Origin of the sequence: Erwinia plantamica (genome assembly GCF_043420595.1) — a bacterium.
In the GTDB taxonomy this organism is placed as follows: Bacteria; Pseudomonadota; Gammaproteobacteria; order Enterobacterales; family Enterobacteriaceae; genus Erwinia; species Erwinia aeris.
The window spans coordinates 242,027-260,448 of the sequence record NZ_JBGCUC010000003.1 but is presented as its reverse complement, the minus strand read 5'-3'; the positions used below and the strand labels follow the sequence as shown (position 1 = coordinate 260,448).

The window sequence follows — 18,422 nt, the reverse complement described above, 5'->3', positions numbered from 1 at the left end:
CATTGCGCAATGCGCCAGCGAAGCACGTTTAAAAAGCGTAGCGCAATAACTCATCCGGCAGCCGGTTCGCTGCGGGGCTCATGCTGAAAATAATCAATCAGCTGCGTCACCGTACGCGGGCGGCTGAATAAATAGCCCTGAAAATGACAGACGCCACGGTGGCGCAGCCAGCGCGCCTGCTCACCGGTTTCTACGCCTTCAGCTACCGTCAGCAGATTGAGTTTTTTCGCCAGCGCCAGCACCGCATCCAGCACCGGCGAAGAAAACGACTCGCGGGCGATGTTTTTTACAAATCCCCGATCTATTTTCAGGTAGTCAAAACGGAATTTTTCCAGATAAATTAAGGCACTGTGTCCGGTGCCGAAATCATCCAGCGCGATACGAATATTTTGGCCGCGCAGCCAGTCGAACACCGACTGGGCGTTGCGGGTTTCTACCATAGTCCGTTCGGTAATTTCAAAAACGTAGCTGAAGTGATCCTTAGGCATCGCTTCCAGCCATGCTAAAACGTCCTGGAAAAAGGTTTTATCGCCCAGGTGAGCAGGCGAAAGGTTCAGGTTGAGATTGATGCCGGCCGGCACGGCATGTTGCAGCGTATGGCAATCGCGCGCCACCAGTTCAAACAGGTGCCGGGTTAAGGGCACAATCAAATTTTTGTTTTCGGCGTAGCGGATAAAAACGTCGGGCGGAATGGCGCCAGCTTCGGGATGCGTCCAGCGCAGTAGCGCTTCCAGACCGCAGGCCTGGCCGGTCGCCGCGGCAATAACCGGCTGGTACTCTACGTGGAATTCCCCGCGCCGAATGCCCTGCAGGATTTCCTTGCCCGGTCGGATAAAGAGCGTGAGCAGGGCATAGCAGGCAAAGCCGCCGGTCAGGCTCAGCAACAAACCGGCCAGCAGCACCAGCGTAATATCGTCACTATTCAGCCTGCCGCCATAAAGCTTTAACTGTAAAGGATAGCCGGGTAGCGTCATGGTTTTTGACGGATCGTCGGGCAACGAGCTGGTTGCCGTTACGCGCTGTTCCCAGCTGGTTAACGCCCGCTTGCCGGTCACGATAGCTATACCTGACATCTCATGCTGCCGTTCGGTATACAGCAGCCAGGGCGTCAGATTAATCTTTAGCGTGACCAGCAGGCCGTTGCCTGCCTCGCCATTCTGCAACCAGAGGTGAAGAACCGGTTTATCAGGCGTCAGCGGCGCGGCGGCAAGCTGAATATCAAGCGGCTTGCGGGTGTCCGTCGTAGGGGAAAACTGGCGCATAGCGATTTGGGTTTCTCCGGCCAGCGAAGAGCACCATGCCCGATTGTGATTAACCATCAGGATAGCCTGAATATTATCATCCAGGGCGGCGCGCTCAATCAGGTCATTTTTTATGGCGGAGCAGGCAGGGCGAGGCGACGTTTGTAGCGGCAACAGTTTCCGCTTTAGTTCATCGAGCATCGTCAGCACATAGGCCTGGGTGTTTCTGGCCATTTCATCGTGATTGTCGGCCCGGCGATGAAGCATAACGGCCAGCGCGATGATGATAAATGCCAGAAAAAGAAGTAAGCCGAGGGTCGCGCTGAAGCAGGCAATCTTGCGAGGATTGAGAAGTGGCCGCGTAAGGCTTGATGAGAGTGGCATGGGGTTTATCTCCCGAAAGTGCCGGTTAAGTCATTGCGCTGTCCTGCACAACAGACGCCGTTTCAATCCGGCAGGATATACCGGGAAAGTGCCGTTTGTCTTCTTATTATTATGATTAGCTTCGGTTTTTTAACGCATTATGTCAGTTATTTCGCTCGTGCGCGCAGGCAGGGCGCAATAAAACAAACCATCAGAACGGCCGATGTAGCCAAAAAGCTTTTGAATATAAATATTTGTGCGTCTGTTATTAATAACAAATTAGTGCCAGTTAATATTGAAGCAAGAGTGTCAGGCTCAGCGGAAAACAGGTTTCTTTGTGCTGGCCTCTCTTTGTCGTTTTCCAACGGGGCTTTAGTGAAAAAGGGGAAGAGCCAGGAAGCAGCCAGCCTTTACCCATAAAAAACCCCGCTTATAGCGGGGCTCGGAACCGTTTTGCACAGACTTCAGGGGGATCAGCTTTGCGTTCGGCTTAGTACCCGGCGGCCTTCGCGATAGCGATTTTTCCAGTAGGCGTCGTTGAGATTGGAAATCATCACGCCGCTGCTGGTAGAGGCATGCACGAAATTATCGTTGCCCAGGTAGATGCCGACATGGCGGCCGGTAGAGCCGGCGCGGAACAGCACTAAATCGCCCGGGCGCAGTTTGCCGCGCTGGATGCTTTTGCCGGTGTCTTCCTGTTCATAGGTTGAGCGGGGCAGATCCAGGCCAAACTGTTCACGAAAGGTGGTCTGCACAAAGGCAGAACAGTCAATGCCGCGTTTACTGGTACCGCCAAGACGGTAACGAACGCCCTTCCAGTCCGAATATTGATCCATCAGGCGGGATTTAATATCCACATTCTGAACCATCTGTTCGAATTCATCCTGAGACGCCTGAAGTAAAAAGCCGTTATGGCCATTAACTGCATGCGTATCAGTTTGTGCATTGCTGTTGGTATTCGTCGAGCTACAGGCTGAAAGCAGCGTGGCTAAAGCCACTGCGGGCAATACCCGCCATATATATCTCAGAATCGGTTGAGACTTGACCATTATGTTTGTGATCCCTTGAAGTCCTTAACGACAGAAGTCGCTAGCTATGCGAAACGGAACGAGATTAATTAGCGCACACGGGCAAAACAATTCCACAAAATTCAAATTGTGCGAAAGCGCACAGTTTAAAATGTAAATAATGGAAATATCTTACAGCTTTGTCCTAATCGGAAATGAGATTACCCGATTAACTGCGTGCTGGCGAGGGGTTTTAACGACTTTTTTATTGATTTTTATCATAAGAAACAGAGATGTCGTAGTCTGGCCACTTTATCGGCACAAACGCTGAAAACCTGAGGCGTGAAAGGCTAAAAGAGCGTTAAAAAATGTGTGTTAGCCACAATTCAGTTTAATCCTGCTGTACGTTTCTTAAAGGCAGAAGATTCCGCTGGGGAGCAAACATCACGGCAGCTGTAGCATAAAGTGGGATTTTGAGAGCTGCATCGCATAAAAAAGCAACGAAAGTGGCGTAAATCGCTTTTCGTTGCTTCCTGAAAACGGTAAAAAAAGCGGCTTAATTAATTAGCCGGCTTATATTTACCTGGTAAAGCACGATATAAAATATTCACCAGCCAGTCGCTGCCCGGCGTAATTAACCACCAGCTCGTCCCTACCAGCACCACGGAAAGCGAGCCTACCGCAACATCGGTAAACCAGTGCGCGCCAATCATAATGCGCGGCGTAGCGAATATCAGCACGATCCCCACGGCAATTAAAAAAGCACGAACGCCAAAGTAGCGCAGCATAAAGCTGGCAAAAATCATCAGCATCATGCCGTGATCGCCAGGAAAACTATCGGAAGAGGCATCTTTAGTTGGAATGCCGGTTAATGTCGTCACGTGATGAACGTCCGGGAAATATTTGGTCGGGCTGGGATGCGAAACCGGGATCAGATGACCAAGCTGGTTCAGCACCACCGCCGTCAGCAGCATAGCGATGCCGATAGCCAGCAGCCGCCTGCGCCCCTGGGGCGTTTCACGCCGCCAGAAACTGTAATAAAGCGCGCCCATCGCCAGCAGCGACACCGCGTCAAAAGGGCGAAAGTTGGTAATAGCAACCAGCCATAACAGCGCTTTATTGGTTGCCAGCCGCTCGTTAAACCAATAAAAAAGGTTTTTATCGAGCGTAAACCAGGCGCCGTGATTCTCCGGCAAATACCAGGAAAAAAAGAGCGCCAGTCCCAGCGCGTTAAGCACCAGGATAGTGATCAGTTGATTAGCACGCATTTTATTAAGATTAAGTTAAGAAGAAGTGACGGCGTACATTATACAACAGCAGTTAAACGAAGTTTCAACAAAGATGCCTGGAGGCTGTTCCAGTCGGCTTCTTCTTCATGAATAATTTCGATCCGGCTGTCTGGCGGCGCAGCCTGACGCGTTTCGATATTAAGATCCTCGCCCTGACGATTCACGCTCAGCAGGCCTTCCTGAATGCGCACCACGCCTTTTACCCGGCTAACCGGAGCGAGCCGCGCCCACTCCAACAGGCCAACCGTATCGAACACGGTTTCTGCATCAAACACCCAGCCGCAGGAATAGTAGCCCTGGCCCTGATTCAGCGAACGCCGCCAGCGCGTATTCTGCACGGGCGCCAGCGCCGCCAGTCGCGAAGCGGGCCTGGCATGATGGTGTGCCGCCTGCGGCAGCGGCTGCTGATTCAACCGTGGACGCGTCAGCAGTTCGCCAGCGATCTGGCCGAAACGCGCGGGAATAATGGGGCGCTGTAAAGCGTCCTGCGCGCGCCAGTCTTGCAGCGCTGCCAGCGTGGCCTCATCCCAGCGATCCTCTTTATTGGCCACGATAATATCGGCGGCGGCGAGCTGATCGCGGAAGTTTTCATTAGTCGTAATGCGGGCATCGCCTAGCTGACGTGGATCGAGCAGGCAGAGCGTGGCATCCAGCGTCAGCCAGGGCTGATAAACCTCCGCAGACAGCAGGTCGAGGATCTGTTTAGGGTGACCAAGGCCGGTCGGCTCAATCAGCAGACGGTCGGGCCTGGTTTGCTTCAGCAGCATATTCAGGCCCACCTGCATCGGCAGGCCGTTAACGCAGCACATGCAGCCGCCGGGGATCTCTTTTAGCACCGCGCCGCTTTCCGCCAGCAGCGCGCCGTCTATACCTACCTCGCCGAACTCATTAACCAGCACCGCCCACTTTTCTCCCTGTGGTTTCTGCGCCAGCAGATGCAGCAGCGTAGTGGTTTTGCCGCTGCCCAGAAAACCGGTAATCAGGTTTACGCGAGTCATTATTTTCTCCTTGAGTTGTGGCCGGTTGTGCTTATCGGCTTTCGGAAAGCGTATTGCCGACTATGTTAATTAAGAGACGCTAATAAATGAGGTAAGTATGAGCAAACTTAACTTTTCGCTGGCCCTTTTTTTGATGGTTCCGGCAGGTAGCGCGCTGGCGACGGTAGCCGCAGGCACCGGCGTTATCACTTTTTCCGGAGCGATCACGGAGCCGGGTTGCGCTGTGCAACAGGAACAGAATCAAATCAGCGCTACCTGTTATCGCGACGGCCAGCTAAAAGTATCGCCGATCTCGCTACAGGCCAACGGTACGCTGCCATCCGGCATCGCCCGTATCGACGTTGAATGGCTGGACCAGGCGCGACGACAGGGCATACTGACCGTTAGCTATCGCTAGTAGTGTAATAATATAACAATAACGGCGAGGCGTGGCGCGCTCGCCGTTTTATTAGTCTGCGCGGCCTATGAGAACTGGCGCGCTTGCCGTTATTGTTATTCTGCGTGGCCCATAAGGGCAGGCGCGAATACCTTTTTATGAGTCTGCGCGGCCCATATAGCGGCGTTCGGCAATATGGATGCGGATGCGCTCGCCGCTGCTGAGGTATTCCGGCACCTGGATCACCAGGCCGGTGCTCATGGTGGCAGGCTTGGTACGCGCGCTGGCGGAAGCGCCTTTAATGCCTGGCGTGGTTTCGATAATTTCCATATCCAGCGTTTGCGGCAGCTCAAGCGCCAGAATTTGCCCGTCCATCGTCAGCACCTGAATGCCCGGAATGCCGCCTTCCGGGATAAACAGCAGCTCTTCTTCGATCTGATCTTTTTTGAAGACGTAAGGCGTGTAGTCCTCGTCATCCATAAAGACGTATTCGTCACCGTCTACGTAAGAGAAGGTAACCTGACGACGGCTCAGCGAGATCGCTTCCAGGATGTCGTCACCCTTGAAGCGCTCCTCGACTTTCATGCCGGTGCGAATATCGGTAAAACGCATTTTATAAAGGGTAGAAGCCCCGCGCGCGCTGGGGCTTTGGACATCAATATCTTTGACTAACAGCAGCTTACCGTTATGGCTGACGGCCATGCCTTTTTTGATTTCGTTTGCTCTTGGCATTGTGTTATCTCGATGAAAGGGGCAATGAAAATGTTCGCGACAAATTACTCTTGCTGACGGCTTCAGGCAAGTGCTGAACGAGGAGGAAAAGCGGGGATGGCGGCCATAGTATTCCCACTGCGCGCCTGCTATTGTCGCGTCTCTTAAAGGGGATAACCAATGCAATGTCGAGCTTCCTGCGGCGCCTGCTGTACCGCGCCGTCTATTTCCACACCGATCCCCGGAATGCCCGACGGCAAACCGGCCAACACGCCCTGCGTTCAGCTGGATGAACAGCAGCGCTGCAAAATCTTTACCTCGCCGCTGCGGCCGTCGGTCTGCGGCAGCCTGAAACCCGATGCTGAAATGTGCCGTAACAGTCGGGAAGAGGCGATGGTCTGGCTACTGGATCTGGAAAAACAGACCGCCTGGTGTTAATTGCCTGTTGGCTAAAAGTAAGGCATCAGCCATCCATCAGCCGATGAGACCTTTTTCCCAAAAAGAAAAGTCGAAGTGTGCGTCGCTTCAAAAATCTGCTATGCCGTTGGCAGTAAAACTTGCCATAAACGCAGGAACGGGGCCAAAATCATTGAAACGTTTCAGCGTCGTCTGCACAGGCAGTTAGCGGCCTGAAAGCTTATTTTTCCGTCCGCCAGCTGAAACGATTCAATGAAGCAGTGAGGAGAACTATGTTCCAGCTTGAACTGAATGCAATCCATCCCGGCGCCAGGGCCGGAGATAAAGAAGAGGCCATCCGACAGGTGGCAGCCGCTTTAACCTCAGCCGGCAACGTGGGTGAAGGATATGTTAACGGTATGCTGGCCCGCGAGCAGCAAACCTCGACCTATCTGGGTAACGGCATCGCTATTCCCCATGGCACGACCGACACGCGCGATCTGGTGTTGAAAACCGGCGTGCAGGTTTATCAGTTTCCGCAGGGCATCGCCTGGGGCGAAGACCAGACCGCCTATGTGGTGATCGGCATCGCCGCTAAATCGGACGAGCATCTGGCGCTGCTGCGTCAGCTGACGCACGTGCTGAGCGATGACAGCGTGGCGGAACAGCTGAAAACCACGGATTCCGCAGAAACACTGCGCGGTTTGCTGATGGGGGAAAAGCAGGGAACGGAATTTAAATTCGACACCTCGCTGATCACAGTTGACGTGGCGGCCACCGATCTGATGACGCTCCAGGCGCTGAACGCCGGTCGCCTACAGCAGGCCGGCGCGGTTGATGCCAGCTTTGTCAGCCGCGTTATCGCTTCGCGTCCGCTGAATTTAGGGCAGGGCGTCTGGCTGAGCGACAGCACCGAAGGCAACCTGGGCAGCGCCGTCGCCGTAAGCCGCAGTGCGACACCCTTTGAAGTAGACGGCGAAAAAGCCGCGCTGCTGGTGACGGTTGCCGTAACCGACGAGCAGCCGCTGAACGTGCTGAACTATCTAAGCGATCTGCTGATTAAGCAAAAAGCGGATCGCCTGCTGAGCGCCGATGCCGCAGGGATCCTGGCGCTGCTGACCAGCGAAGTCTCCGAACAGGCCGATACGCTGACGGAAGAGTTTACTATCCGCAACGAGCACGGCCTGCATGCCCGTCCGGGCACGGCGCTGGTCAGCGTCATTAAAAAATTCAACTGCGACGTCACGGTGACCAACCTTGACGGCAGCGGCAAGCCGGCTAACGGCCGCAGCCTGATGAAAGTAGTGGCGCTGGGCGTGAAAAAAGGTCACCGCCTGCGCTTCACCGCCAGCGGCGAAGATGCCCGCGCGGCGCTGGATGCGATCGGCGAGGCTATCAGCGCTGGTTTAGGCGAGGGGGCGGCATGAGCAGACGCGTAGCAACCATCACGCTGAATCCCGCTTACGATCTGGTGGGCTATACGCCGGAAATCGAGCGCGGCGAAGTCAACCTGGTGAAAACCACCGGCCTGCACGCCGCCGGGAAAGGCATCAACGTTGCCAAAGTGCTGAAAGATTTGGGCATCGATGTCACCGTTGGCGGCTTCCTGGGCAAAGAGAATCAGGATGGCTTTCAGCATTTGTTCAGCGATCTGGGCATTGCTAACCGTTTTCAGGTGGTCGAAGGCCGGACCCGCATCAACGTTAAGCTGACTGAAAAAGATGGCGAGGTCACCGATCTTAACTTTTCCGGTTTTGACGTCACCCCGCAGGACTGGGAGCGCTTCACCACGGATTCTCTGACGTGGCTGGGCCAGTTCGATATGGTCTGCGTCAGCGGCAGTCTGCCCGCAGGCGTCAATCCCGATGCCTTTACGGAGTGGATGATCGCGCTGCGCACGCACTGCCCGTGCATTATTTTCGACAGCAGCCGCGAAGCGCTGGTGGCGGGCCTGAAAGCCGCGCCCTGGCTGGTTAAGCCAAACCGTCGCGAGCTGGAAATCTGGGCCGGGCGCAAGCTGCCGACCCTGCAGGATGTGATTGAGGCGGCGCATGCGCTGCGTGAACAGGGGATCGCGCACGTAGTGATTTCGCTGGGCGCAGAAGGCGCGCTGTGGGTTAACGCTTCAGGCGAATGGATCGCCAAACCGCCGGCCTGTGAGGTGGTGAGTACCGTGGGGGCCGGGGATTCAATGGTGGGCGGGCTGATTTACGGCCTGCTGATGCGCGAATCCAGCGAGCATACCCTACGCCTGGCTACCGCCGTAGCAGCCCTGGCCGTAAGCCAGAGCAACGTGGGCGTAAGCGATCGTACCCAGTTGGCCGCGATGATGGCGCGCGTCGACCTGAAACCTTTTAACTGACAGCAGGAGAGGCATAATGAAAACGCTGCTGATACTTGATCCTTCGCTGGGACTGGCTACCGGTCATCTGGCAAAAAATATCACCAGAGCGAGCGCGGCCGCAAAAGGACTGACGCTAACGGAAAATCTGGCCGAAGCGGACCAGGTGATCCTGGTGGGCGACACGCTGCCCGCCAACATCGACCTGACGGGTAAAACCGTTTATCAGACCACGGCGGAGCAGCTGCTGCGCCAGCCGGAAGCAGAGCTGGCCCGCGCGCAAACCGAGGCGAAAGCCTGGCAGGCGCCTGCCGCCGTAGCTAAACCTGCCGCGGTGAACACGGCCGACGCGGTTGCCAGCGGGCCAAAACGCATCGTCGCCATTACCGCCTGTCCAACCGGCGTGGCGCACACCTTTATGGCGGCCGAAGCCATTGACGCCGAAGCGAAAAAACGCGGCTGGTGGGTGAAAGTCGAAACGCGCGGCTCCGTAGGCGCGGGCAATGCCATTACGCCGGAAGAAGTGGCGCAGGCTGACCTGGTTATCGTGGCGGCGGATATTGAAGTCGATCTGGCTAAGTTTGCCGGTAAGCCGATGTATCGCACCTCGACCGGCCTGGCGCTGAAGAAAACCGCACAGGAGTTTGATAAGGCGCTGGCGCAGGCCAAACCTTATCAGCCGCAGGGCGGCGGCCAGCCAGCGGCGCAGGGCGAGAAAAAAGAGGGCGCAGGCGCCTATCGTCATCTGCTGACCGGCGTTTCCTATATGCTGCCGATGGTGGTGGCAGGCGGCCTGAGCATCGCGCTCTCTTTCGCCTTCGGCATTACCGCGTTTAAAGAGCAGGGCACGCTGGCGGCGGCGCTGATGGAAATCGGCGGCGGCAGCGCCTTCAAACTGATGGTGCCGGTGCTGGCGGGCTTTATCGCCTTCTCAATTGCCGATCGTCCTGGTCTGACGCCTGGCCTGATTGGCGGCTGGCTGGCCAGCACCATCAACGCCGGTTTCCTTGGCGGCATTATTGCCGGTTTTATTGCCGGTTACGCCGCGAAGTTTATCAGCGCTAAGCTTAAGCTTCCGCAGAGTATGGAGGCGTTAAAACCGATCCTGATTATTCCGCTGGTCGCCAGTCTGATCACCGGCCTGCTGATGATTTATGTGGTTGGCGGCCCGGTTGCCCAGATTATGGCGGGGCTGACCCACTGGCTGAGCAATATGGGCACGGGTAACGCGGTTCTGCTGGGTGCGGTACTGGGCGGCATGATGTGTACCGATATGGGCGGCCCGGTGAACAAAGTGGCCTATGCGTTTGGCGTCGGCCTGCTCAGTTCGCAAACCTATGCGCCGATGGCGGCCATTATGGCGGGCGGCATGGTGCCTCCGTTGGCGATGGGCGTCGCTACGCTGGTGGCGCGCCGGAAATTCAACAAAGGCCAGCAGGAAGGCGGCAAAGCGGCGCTGGTGCTGGGCCTGTGCTTTATTTCCGAAGGCGCTATTCCGTTTGCGGCGCGTGACCCGATGCGCGTTCTGCCATGCTGTATCGTTGGCGGCGCGCTGACCGGCGCTATCTCTATGTGGGTAGGCGCGAAGCTGATGGCGCCGCACGGCGGGCTGTTTGTGCTGCTGATCCCTGGCGCTATTACGCCGGTGCTGGGCTATCTGATAGCGATTATCGTCGGCACGCTGGTTGCCGGACTCTCTTACGCGGTGCTGAAGCGCCCGGAAGCGGAAATGGCTAAAGCCTGATCCAGGCGGGCATAATAAAAAAGCGCGGGCGACCGCGCTTTTTTTTCGTCTATAGATCAGACCTGCTGCGACTTGAGCCAGGCGATTTCATCTTTCCAGATATCAGGATTGACGGTTTCCAGGATCAGCGGAATACCGTCGAAGCGAGCATCCTTCATCAGCCAGCTGAACACCGTATTGCCGATATTACCTTCGCCCAGGCTGTGATGACGGTCAACGCGGCTGGCAAACGCGCTTTTGGCATCGTTAAGATGCATCCCGCGCAGATACTCAAAGCCCACCACGCGACCAAACTCCTCAAAGGTTTTCACGCAATCTTCTTCAGTACGCAGATCGTAACCGCCCGCAAAGGCGTGGCAGGTGTCAATACAGACGCCGATGCGCGACTTATCCTCTACGCCGTCGATAATGGCTGCCAGGTGCTCAAAGCGGAAGCCCAGATTGCTGCCCTGACCGGCGGTATTTTCAATCACGGCGGTGACGCCCTGGGTTTTATCCAGCGCGACGTTAACCGATTCGGCGATGCGCTTCAGGCAGGCGTCCTCGTCAATCTGCTGCAAATGGCTGCCGGGATGGAAGTTCAACAGCGTCAGGCCCAGCTGCTCGCAGCGCTGTAGTTCGTCGATAAAGGCGAGGCGGGACTTCTCCAGCGCCTCTTCCTGTGGATGGCCCAGGTTAATTAAAAAGCTGTCGTGCGGCAGGATCTGGGCGGCGCTGTAGTGATATTTTTCGCAGGCGTTGCGGAAAGCGGCAATCACCTCTTTGCTCAGCGGGGCCGCGCGCCACTGACGCTGATTTTTAGTGAAAAGCGCAAAGGCCGTCGCCTCGATTTCATGGGCGCGAAGCACCGCCTGATCCACGCCGCCGGATGCGCTGACGTGGGCGCCGATATATTTCATGCCTGCTCTCCTGTTGGTTTTACTGTAAAGCGGGCCATGATAACCGGAAACGGCGCGGATTTATGCCAGCAAATGCTGGATAGCCAGGTTTATCGCGCCGCCGCCCAGCAGCAGCCAGACGAATAACAGCAGGCCCAGCAGTAAAGGCCTTAGTCCCGCCTTTTTCAACAGGCTGAACTGCGTGGTTAATCCCAGCGCCGCCATCGCCACGGCCAGTAAAAAATTGTCCAGCTCGTTCAGGCCGCTAACCAGCGACGGCGGCAGCAGATGCAGCGAGTTAAACAGCGCCACGCCGATAAAACCCAGCGCGAACCAGGGAAAGCTTACTTCGCCGCCGCCGCTGTCGTCGGCACGCACGAAACGGCTGAGCAGCAGCAGGAAGGGCGCCAGCATCATCACGCGCAGCATTTTAGTAATGACCGCCGCGTTCTCCGTTTCCGCGCTCACGGCGTGCCCGGCCGCCACTACCTGTGCCACTTCATGCAGCGTAGAGCCGGTAAAGATCCCCCATTGCGTCGGCGTCAGGCCCGGCAGCAGAGCGGCCAGCTCATGCCATAGCAGTGGATAAAGAAAGATGCCGAGCGTGCCGAACAGCACCACGGTAGCCACCGCTACCGCCACTTTTTGCGGCTCCGCTTTAATTACCGGCTCCGTCGCCATAATCGCCGCCGCGCCGCAAATGCTGCTGCCCGCGCCAATCAGCCAGGCGGTATCGCGATCCAGATGCAACACGCGACGGCCCAGCCAGCAGGCCAGCAGAAAAGTGGAGGTCAGCAGCAGCAGATCGGTCAGCACGCCGCTTAAGCCGATATCGGCAAGTTGCTGAAAGGTCAGCCGAAAACCGTACAGCATGATGCCAAGCCGCAGCAGCTGCTGTTTGGCAAAGTGTACGCCTGTGCCGCAGCGCGCAGCCAGGCGGCCATAAACCGTATTGCCTGCTACGATCCCCAACAGCATCGCCAGCGTTAAGGTGCCCAGCCCGGCCGTTTTCAGCACGGGCAGGTTGCCAGCCTGAAGGGCAGCAGCGGCCAGCAGCATTGCCAGCCCGAGGCCTGCGCCATAGCGCAGCGGACGAGAAGAAGGAAATGCCAGTTCAGCCATATCAGCCTCCTTAGTAGACAGACGCAGCATGGCGCAGGCTGGCTTAAAAGAAAAATTGATTATATATTTATAATTAACCAGAATAAGTGATATGAGAGGGCGGGGATGTTCAGGCGATTAACAAGATGGGTAAGCGTAATCAGAAAAGATGGCGTCACGCTGTGGTATGCCTGCCGCGATCCGCGTACGCCACTGTGGCAAAAGGGCATGGCCGTGCTGCTGGCGGTTTATGCGCTAAGCCCCGTTGATTTTATTCCCGACGTTATTCCCTTTGTTGGGCTACTGGACGACGCTATTATCGTGCCGTCGGGCATGATGCTGCTGCTGCGCCTGCTGCCGGCGGAGGTCAGGGCCGCCAGCCAACAGCGAACCGCCCGGCAGGCCCACAGGAAAAAGAAGCTTGGCGGCTGGCTGGCGATAGTGCTGCTGGTATGGCTGGCGATGATTATCTGGCTGGTGAAGACATGGAGTCAGTAAGGAAGAACAATGCATATCACATTAAGGCAGCTTGAGGTCTTTGCTGAGGTGCTGAAAAGCGGCTCGACAACTCAGGCCTCGCAGGTGCTGTCGCTGTCGCAGTCGGCGGTCAGCGCGGCGCTGGCGGATCTGGAAAATCAGCTGGGCGTTCAGCTGTTCGACAGGGTCGGAAAACGGCTGGTGGTTAACGAGCACGGCCGCCTGCTTTATCCACGGGCGGTGGCGCTGCTGGAGCAAACCACTGAAATCGAACAGCTGTTTCGCGAAGATAACGGCGCGCTGCGGGTTTACGCCAGCAGCACCATTGGTAACTATCTGTTGCCGGGCATGATTGCCGGCTGGCGGCGCGACTTTCCCGAGCTGCCGCTGGAGCTGAGCGTGGGCAACAGCCAGGATGTGATTAACGCCGTGGCTGATTTTCGCGTCGATGTGGGTTTTATCGAAGGGCCGTGCCACGTCAGCGAGCTGGTTGGCGAACCCTGGCTGGAAGATGAGCTGGTGGTTTTTGCCGCCGCCGACGCGGCTATTCTGCGTCAGCCGGTGACGCTGGAAAGCCTGGCGGCCGCGTCGTGGATCCTGCGCGAACACGGCTCCGGCACGCGCGAAATCGTCGATTATCTGCTGCTTTCGCATCTGCCGCAGTTTAGCCTGGCGCTGGAGCTGGGCAACTCAGAGGCAATCAAGCATGCCGTGCGCCACGGAATGGGCATCAGCTGTCTGTCGCGGCGGGTTATTGCGGAACAGCTGGCGGCAGGCACGTTAAAAGAAGTGCCGATCCCGCTGCCCAAACTCAAACGCACGCTGTACCGTATTCATCATCGGCAGAAGCATCTCTCGAAGGCGCTGCTGCGTTTTCTAAGCTACTGCGCGGAATAAAGCGGAGCAGTCAGAAAAACGGGGCTTAATCAGGCGCTAATAATTCGCCGCAGATCATGAAGCTATCTTATAACGTCGCGGAATGACTTCTTCTGACGAAGGAGTTTGTTACAATCGCGCCTCATTTTAGCCAGAGCACAGCATTTACCAATGGATCATGACACAAAAACAACACAACAGCCTGAATTACAGCGCAAACTAAAGGCGCGTCATTTGACGATGATCGCCATCGGCGGTTCCATAGGCACCGGCCTGTTTGTCGCTTCCGGCGCGACTATCTCCCAGGCTGGCCCCGGCGGCGCGCTGCTTTCCTATGCCCTGATCGGCCTGATGGTCTATTTCCTGATGACCAGCCTCGGCGAACTGGCCGCCTTTATGCCGGTATCCGGCTCCTTTTCTACCTACGGCTCCAACTTCGTTGAAGAAGGCTTCGGCTTTGCGCTGGGCTGGAACTACTGGTACAACTGGGCCGTGACCGTGGCGATTGAACTGGTTGCCGCGCAGCTGGTGATGACCTACTGGTTCCCCGATACGCCCGGCTGGATCTGGAGCGTACTCTTTCTGAGCGTTATCTTCCTGCTCAACTACATCTCGGTAAAGGGCTTTGGTGAGGCAGAATACTGGTTCTCCCTGATCAAAGTGGTCACGGTAGTGATTTTTATCGTAGTGGGCGTGATGATGATCCTCGGCATTCTGCGCGGCGACCAGCCGGTCGCGGGCTGGGGTAACTGGCAGATCGGCGATGCGCCTTTCTCCGGCGGCTTTTCCGCCATGATCGGCGTGGCGATGATTGCCGGCTTCTCCTTCCAGGGAACGGAACTGATTGGTATCGCCGCAGGCGAATCGGAAGATCCGGCCAAAAATATTCCGCGCTCGGTTCGTCAGGTCTTCTGGCGCATCCTGCTGTTTTATATCCTGGCGATCCTGGTGATCAGCCTGATTATCCCTTACACCGACCCAAGCCTGCTGCGTAACGATGTGAAAGACATCAGCGTCAGCCCGTTCACGCTGGTGTTTAAACATGCCGGGCTGCTTTCAGCGGCGGCGATCATGAATGCCGTGATCCTCACCGCTATTCTGTCAGCGGGCAACTCCGGCATGTATGCGTCGACCCGTATGCTGTTTACGCTGGCGCGCGAAGGCAAAGCGCCGCGTATGTTTGGCAAGCTGTCAAAAGGCGGCGTGCCGCGCAATGCGCTGTATGCCACCACCGTGGTTGCCGCGCTCTGTTTCCTGACCTCAATGTTCGGCAACCAGACGGTCTATCTCTGGCTGCTGAATACTTCCGGCATGACCGGTTTTATCGCCTGGCTGGGGATAGCCATCAGCCATTACCGTTTCCGTCGCGGCTTTGTCTCGCAGGGCTACGATATCAACGATCTGCCGTACCGCTCTAAGTTCTTCCCGCTGGGGCCGATCTTCGCTTTCGTGCTCTGCCTGATCATCACCCTGGGGCAAAACTACCAGGCGTTCCTGGCGGATCGCATCGACTGGTACGGCGCGGCGGCAACCTATATCGGCATCCCGCTGTTCCTGATTATCTGGTTCGGCTACAAGCTGACGAAGCGCACGCGCTTTGTGAAATACAGCGAAATGCAGTTCCCCAAATTTAAATAAGGGTGAAGGCGCGGTTTCCGCGCCTTTTTCTTTGACATACTCTGTTACATATAGGATTGATAACTATTATCATTTCCTTTATTGTTAGCGCCGTACGTTTTCCGCTTTGCTAATTTTCAGGGTTTGCAGCCGGCCTGGTGCGAACTCCATGACAGGTAGAAACCATGAGCGTGACCCACAACACCGACCGCTACGCCAGCGTCCAACAGCACGAAGGCGCGATGGATCGTTATCATCATCTGCTGCGCCGCCGCCTGTTTTTTATGGGCGTGCTGGTGTTGGCTATCCTCGCTTCGCTGCTGTTCGACTTTACTTTAGGCCCGTCGGGCCTGTCGCTGGAAACGCTGTGGCAAACGCTGCTGTCGCCGCAGAGCGTGGATGCCGGTTCGCGCGTTATCGTCTGGGATATTCGTTTACCTTACGCGCTGATGGCAGTGGTGGTCGGGCTGGCGCTGGGGCTGGCCGGGGCGGAAATGCAGACTATCCTGAATAACCCGCTGGCCAGTCCGTTTACGCTGGGCGTCTCTTCCGCCGCCGCCTTTGGCGCCGCGCTGGCTATCGTGCTGGGCATCGGTTTGCCCGGTATCCCGGATCAGTGGTTTATCTCAGCTAACGCCTTTATTTTTGCGCTGCTGGCCGCGCTGATGCTGGACGGCGTTACCCGCTGGACGCGCGTGGCGACTTCCGGCGTGGTGCTGTTCGGCATCGCGCTGGTGTTTACCTTTAACGCGCTGGTATCCATGATGCAGTTTATCGCCAGCGAAGATACGTTGCAGGGCCTGGTGTTCTGGACGATGGGCAGCCTGGCGCGCGCCTCCTGGGAGAAACTGGGCGTGCTGACGCTGGCGCTGCTGCTGGTTCTGCCGTTCTCCATGATGAGCGCCTGGAAGCTCACCGCGCTGCGCCTGGGCGAAGATCGCGCCGTCAGTTTTGGTATTGACGTGCGCCGCCTGCGGCTGGGCACGCTGCTGCGCATCAGCGTGCTTTCCGCGCTGGCGGTGGCTTTTGTCGGCCCAATCGGGTTTATCGGCCTGGTGGCGCCGCATATCGCTCGCCTGATCTTTGGCGAGGATCACCGTTTTTACCTGCCAGCCAGCGCGCTGACCGGCGCGCTGGTGCTGTCAATGGCGTCGGTGGTGTCGAAAAACCTGGTGCCCGGCGTGATTATCCCGGTCGGCATCGTCACTTCTCTGGTCGGCGTGCCGTTCTTCCTGAGCATTATTCTGCGTCATCGGGGGAGCGTCTGATGGACGGTTTAGCTATTAAAGGCTTTCACGCCGGTTATCCTAAACGCAAGATTATCAGCAACCTGAACGTGCCGCTGCTGCCGCGAGGCAAAATCACCGTGCTGCTGGGGCCGAACGGCTGCGGAAAATCCACGCTGCTGCGCTCGATTGCCGGACTGAATCAGGCGCAGGGCGAGCTGTGGCTGAACGGCACGGAGCTGCTGAGCCAGCCGTTTGCCCGCCGGGCGGAAAAAGTGGTGTACCTGCCGCAGTCGCTGCCCGCTGGCGTGCATCTGCACGTGCTTGAATCCATTATTGTCGCCCAGCGCGCTTCCGGCGCACGCGGTAGCGCGACGAGCGAGGCGGAAGTGATGGCGCTGCTGGAAAGGCTGGGCATCGCGCATCTGGCGCTGAGCTACCTCGATCAGCTTTCCGGCGGCCAGAAGCAGCTGGTTGGCCTGGCGCAGTCGCTGATCCGTCGCCCGGAGCTGCTGCTGCTGGACGAGCCGCTAAGCGCGCTGGATCTTAACTATCAGTTCCACGTCATGGATTTAGTGCGCCGGGAAACCAGCAAGCGGAATATCGTTACCGTAGTCGTGGTGCACGATATCAATATCGCTCTGCGTCACGGTCAGCACGTGCTGATGCTGCAAAACGGCGGCCTGATTGCTGACGGTCTGCCGGAAGAGGTGATTACACCGGAAAGCCTGGCGAAGGTATACGGCGTGCGGGGCCGTATTGAGCGCTGCTCGCAGGGGACGCCGCAGGTGCTGATTGATGGCCTGGTCAGCGAGCCGGTTTCCTGAATGGACGAGTCGGTTTCTTGCCGGCTCTCTTGTGCATTGCTTCCCTCTCTGTCTGGCGCATCATTGTTAATTCCCTGACGCTCAGATTTTTACCCTGCGTTTGTGCTCAGATAGCGAAAACATCGGGGCCTTTTACCGCCAGCGTGTTCAGTATGCGCAGAACCGGGCCGCTTGGGGTAATCTCGCCACGCTCCCATTTGGAAACGCTGTCTACCGTCATGCCCAACGTATAGGCCAGCGTGGCCTGGGTCAGTCCCCAGCGGGCGCGAACGGCTTTGATTTCGCTGGCGGACATGGTGCGGACTGCGGCAATACGTTGACGAAACTCACGCAGGCTGACGCGGGCAGCGATTTCCTGCACATCGTTATTGCTCATTAGCCCCAGCGCCTGTAGCTCTTTAGCATCGTCAAGCATCTCATGTAACTCGGCCGGTTTCGTTTTCATTGTTTTACCTCTCTGAACGTCCCGCTTGCTTTCAGTCGATCCAGCATGTTTTTATCCGCTTTAAAATAGGCTCTGGCGAGCTTCTTATAAATCTCCAGCTCATCCTCGCCAATCTCTTTTGCCGCTTTTTTCGAACCGTCTTTCAGCCAGCCATCATAAAAAAACAGATTGCTATCTTTTTTAAAAAATACCACTGTGCGGGCGCCGCCGCGTTTGCCTGCATTCAAAGCAATCCGCTTTTTTTTAACGCCCCCGCCCAAATCTGCCTCATAGTTGCCGCACTCAACCTCCCTTGCGGCCAGACAAAGGTCGGCATCTGCAATGCCAGCTTTTGCAAACATCTTGTCCAGGCGCTTATGGATATAAATCGCCATTTCCCTGGCCTCCGCTCCATATAGTAACCATTATTATAATAACCATTACGGCTTCACTACAAGTGGTTATGGCCATGCCGACAGGAGGATGTATTGCTATTGCAGGGCGGATCCTGAGGGGAGCGCAAGAAAAAA

Annotated in this window: 20 protein-coding genes; 11 read left to right on the top strand and 9 right to left on the bottom strand. The window is 56.7% G+C overall.

Annotated elements, in window-relative coordinates; genetic code table 11:
* Positions 1–50 precede the first annotated feature (50 nt).
* Complete coding sequence (locus AB3U87_RS04610; RefSeq protein ID WP_253459899.1) at positions 51–1,625, bottom strand: cyclic di-GMP phosphodiesterase; 1,575 nt, start codon at positions 1,623–1,625, stop codon at positions 51–53.
* A gap of 33 nt (positions 1,626–1,658) precedes the next feature.
* On the opposite strand from AB3U87_RS04610, the gene AB3U87_RS04605 reads away from it, so the two are divergent.
* Positions 1,659–2,024 carry a hypothetical protein gene (locus AB3U87_RS04605; protein WP_253459902.1) on the top strand — a complete coding sequence of 122 codons (366 nt, stop codon included), beginning with the start codon at positions 1,659–1,661 and terminating at the stop codon, positions 2,022–2,024.
* A gap of 53 nt (positions 2,025–2,077) precedes the next feature.
* Here the strand turns inward: AB3U87_RS04605 and mepS are convergent, their stop codons facing one another.
* The 3 genes from mepS to AB3U87_RS04590 form a co-directional block, all read right to left on the bottom strand.
* Positions 2,078–2,653 (bottom strand): bifunctional murein DD-endopeptidase/murein LD-carboxypeptidase, encoded by a 576-nt coding sequence (gene mepS, locus AB3U87_RS04600; protein ID WP_125288197.1) that lies wholly within the window; start codon positions 2,651–2,653, stop codon positions 2,078–2,080.
* A gap of 518 nt (positions 2,654–3,171) precedes the next feature.
* Positions 3,172–3,879, bottom strand: a complete 708-nt coding sequence (locus tag AB3U87_RS04595; RefSeq protein ID WP_253459905.1) for a phosphatase PAP2 family protein — start codon at positions 3,877–3,879, stop codon at positions 3,172–3,174.
* Positions 3,880–3,917: 38 nt separating this feature from the next.
* Complete coding sequence (locus AB3U87_RS04590; RefSeq protein ID WP_394148529.1) at positions 3,918–4,898, bottom strand: CobW family GTP-binding protein; 981 nt, start codon at positions 4,896–4,898, stop codon at positions 3,918–3,920.
* Positions 4,899–4,995: 97 nt separating this feature from the next.
* Here AB3U87_RS04590 and AB3U87_RS04585 point away from each other — a divergent pair, with 97 nt between their 5' ends.
* Complete coding sequence (locus AB3U87_RS04585) at positions 4,996–5,295, top strand: type 1 fimbrial protein (protein ID WP_253459911.1); 300 nt, start codon at positions 4,996–4,998, stop codon at positions 5,293–5,295.
* A gap of 135 nt (positions 5,296–5,430) precedes the next feature.
* Here the strand turns inward: AB3U87_RS04585 and yeiP are convergent, their stop codons facing one another.
* Positions 5,431–6,006, bottom strand: a complete 576-nt coding sequence (yeiP, locus tag AB3U87_RS04580; protein ID WP_370734304.1) for an elongation factor P-like protein YeiP — start codon at positions 6,004–6,006, stop codon at positions 5,431–5,433.
* A 159-nt stretch (positions 6,007–6,165) separates the two neighbouring features.
* Between yeiP and AB3U87_RS04575 the strand changes: the two genes are divergently transcribed.
* The 4 genes from AB3U87_RS04575 to fruA all read left to right on the top strand — a co-directional run bounded on the left by AB3U87_RS04575 (position 6,166) and on the right by fruA (position 10,466).
* Positions 6,166–6,423: a YkgJ family cysteine cluster protein gene (locus AB3U87_RS04575; RefSeq protein WP_125288192.1), complete on the top strand. Its 258-nt coding sequence runs from the start codon at positions 6,166–6,168 to the stop codon at positions 6,421–6,423.
* A gap of 251 nt (positions 6,424–6,674) precedes the next feature.
* The gene (fruB, locus tag AB3U87_RS04570) at positions 6,675–7,808 is read left to right on the top strand and encodes a fused PTS fructose transporter subunit IIA/HPr protein (protein WP_394148526.1); all 1,134 of its coding nucleotides are present in this window, start codon (positions 6,675–6,677) and stop codon (positions 7,806–7,808) included.
* On the top strand, positions 7,805–8,743 hold the full coding sequence (gene fruK / locus AB3U87_RS04565) for a 1-phosphofructokinase (protein WP_253459920.1): 939 nt from the start codon (positions 7,805–7,807) through the stop codon (positions 8,741–8,743). The genes fruB and fruK overlap by 4 nt, the downstream gene beginning before the upstream one ends.
* Positions 8,744–8,759: 16 nt before the next feature.
* Positions 8,760–10,466 carry a PTS fructose transporter subunit IIBC gene (gene fruA, locus AB3U87_RS04560; protein WP_253459921.1) on the top strand — a complete coding sequence of 569 codons (1,707 nt, stop codon included), beginning with the start codon at positions 8,760–8,762 and terminating at the stop codon, positions 10,464–10,466.
* A 56-nt stretch (positions 10,467–10,522) separates the two neighbouring features.
* Here fruA and nfo read toward each other — a convergent pair whose 3' ends face one another.
* Both nfo and AB3U87_RS04550 read right to left on the bottom strand, forming a co-directional pair.
* Entirely contained in the window at positions 10,523–11,365 is an 843-nt protein-coding gene (nfo, locus tag AB3U87_RS04555) for a deoxyribonuclease IV (RefSeq protein WP_253459924.1), read from the bottom strand.
* 60 nt (positions 11,366–11,425) lie between these two features.
* Positions 11,426–12,466, bottom strand: coding sequence for a YeiH family protein (locus tag AB3U87_RS04550; RefSeq protein ID WP_253459927.1), 1,041 nt, complete (start codon positions 12,464–12,466; stop codon positions 11,426–11,428).
* A 105-nt stretch (positions 12,467–12,571) separates the two neighbouring features.
* On the opposite strand from AB3U87_RS04550, the gene AB3U87_RS04545 reads away from it, so the two are divergent.
* The 5 genes from AB3U87_RS04545 (at position 12,572) to AB3U87_RS04525 (ending at position 17,468) form a co-directional block, all read left to right on the top strand.
* Entirely contained in the window at positions 12,572–12,943 is a 372-nt protein-coding gene (locus tag AB3U87_RS04545) for a YkvA family protein (protein ID WP_253459930.1), read from the top strand.
* Between the two features lie 9 nt (positions 12,944–12,952).
* Positions 12,953–13,819 carry a DNA-binding transcriptional regulator YeiE gene (yieE, locus tag AB3U87_RS04540; protein WP_253459933.1) on the top strand — a complete coding sequence of 289 codons (867 nt, stop codon included), beginning with the start codon at positions 12,953–12,955 and terminating at the stop codon, positions 13,817–13,819.
* Positions 13,820–13,969: 150 nt separating this feature from the next.
* Complete coding sequence (locus AB3U87_RS04535) at positions 13,970–15,436, top strand: amino acid permease (protein ID WP_125288184.1); 1,467 nt, start codon at positions 13,970–13,972, stop codon at positions 15,434–15,436.
* A gap of 164 nt (positions 15,437–15,600) precedes the next feature.
* On the top strand, positions 15,601–16,683 hold the full coding sequence (locus AB3U87_RS04530) for a FecCD family ABC transporter permease (RefSeq protein WP_253459936.1): 1,083 nt from the start codon (positions 15,601–15,603) through the stop codon (positions 16,681–16,683).
* Positions 16,680–17,468 (top strand): ABC transporter ATP-binding protein, encoded by a 789-nt coding sequence (locus tag AB3U87_RS04525; protein WP_253461271.1) that lies wholly within the window; start codon positions 16,680–16,682, stop codon positions 17,466–17,468. The genes AB3U87_RS04530 and AB3U87_RS04525 overlap by 4 nt, the downstream gene beginning before the upstream one ends.
* Before the next feature lie 106 nt (positions 17,469–17,574).
* Here the strand turns inward: AB3U87_RS04525 and AB3U87_RS04520 are convergent, their stop codons facing one another.
* Positions 17,575–17,913 (bottom strand): helix-turn-helix domain-containing protein, encoded by a 339-nt coding sequence (locus AB3U87_RS04520; RefSeq protein ID WP_253459939.1) that lies wholly within the window; start codon positions 17,911–17,913, stop codon positions 17,575–17,577.
* Positions 17,910–18,287, bottom strand: coding sequence for a type II toxin-antitoxin system RelE/ParE family toxin (locus AB3U87_RS04515; protein WP_394148522.1), 378 nt, complete (start codon positions 18,285–18,287; stop codon positions 17,910–17,912). The genes AB3U87_RS04520 and AB3U87_RS04515 overlap by 4 nt, the downstream gene beginning before the upstream one ends.
* Between the last annotated feature and the right edge of the window lie 135 nt (positions 18,288–18,422).

Bases quoted from the DNA above. Each gene is read 5' to 3' on its own strand.
- AB3U87_RS04610 (WP_253459899.1), bottom strand. From the start codon at position 1,625: ATGCCACTCTCATCAAGCCTTACGCGGCCACTTCTCAATCCTCGCAAG.
- mepS (WP_125288197.1), bottom strand. From the start codon at position 2,653: ATGGTCAAGTCTCAACCGATTCTGAGATATATATGGCGGGTATTGCCC.
- AB3U87_RS04595 (WP_253459905.1), bottom strand. From the start codon at position 3,879: ATGCGTGCTAATCAACTGATCACTATCCTGGTGCTTAACGCGCTGGGA.
- AB3U87_RS04590 (WP_394148529.1), bottom strand. From the start codon at position 4,898: ATGACTCGCGTAAACCTGATTACCGGTTTTCTGGGCAGCGGCAAAACC.
- AB3U87_RS04585 (WP_253459911.1), top strand. From the start codon at position 4,996: ATGAGCAAACTTAACTTTTCGCTGGCCCTTTTTTTGATGGTTCCGGCA.
- yeiP (WP_370734304.1), bottom strand. From the start codon at position 6,006: ATGCCAAGAGCAAACGAAATCAAAAAAGGCATGGCCGTCAGCCATAAC.
- AB3U87_RS04575 (WP_125288192.1), top strand. From the start codon at position 6,166: ATGCAATGTCGAGCTTCCTGCGGCGCCTGCTGTACCGCGCCGTCTATT.
- fruB (WP_394148526.1), top strand. From the start codon at position 6,675: ATGTTCCAGCTTGAACTGAATGCAATCCATCCCGGCGCCAGGGCCGGA.
- fruK (WP_253459920.1), top strand. From the start codon at position 7,805: ATGAGCAGACGCGTAGCAACCATCACGCTGAATCCCGCTTACGATCTG.
- fruA (WP_253459921.1), top strand. From the start codon at position 8,760: ATGAAAACGCTGCTGATACTTGATCCTTCGCTGGGACTGGCTACCGGT.
- nfo (WP_253459924.1), bottom strand. From the start codon at position 11,365: ATGAAATATATCGGCGCCCACGTCAGCGCATCCGGCGGCGTGGATCAG.
- AB3U87_RS04550 (WP_253459927.1), bottom strand. From the start codon at position 12,466: ATGGCTGAACTGGCATTTCCTTCTTCTCGTCCGCTGCGCTATGGCGCA.
- AB3U87_RS04545 (WP_253459930.1), top strand. From the start codon at position 12,572: ATGTTCAGGCGATTAACAAGATGGGTAAGCGTAATCAGAAAAGATGGC.
- yieE (WP_253459933.1), top strand. From the start codon at position 12,953: ATGCATATCACATTAAGGCAGCTTGAGGTCTTTGCTGAGGTGCTGAAA.
- AB3U87_RS04535 (WP_125288184.1), top strand. From the start codon at position 13,970: ATGGATCATGACACAAAAACAACACAACAGCCTGAATTACAGCGCAAA.
- AB3U87_RS04530 (WP_253459936.1), top strand. From the start codon at position 15,601: ATGAGCGTGACCCACAACACCGACCGCTACGCCAGCGTCCAACAGCAC.
- AB3U87_RS04520 (WP_253459939.1), bottom strand. From the start codon at position 17,913: ATGAAAACGAAACCGGCCGAGTTACATGAGATGCTTGACGATGCTAAA.
- AB3U87_RS04515 (WP_394148522.1), bottom strand. From the start codon at position 18,287: ATGGCGATTTATATCCATAAGCGCCTGGACAAGATGTTTGCAAAAGCT.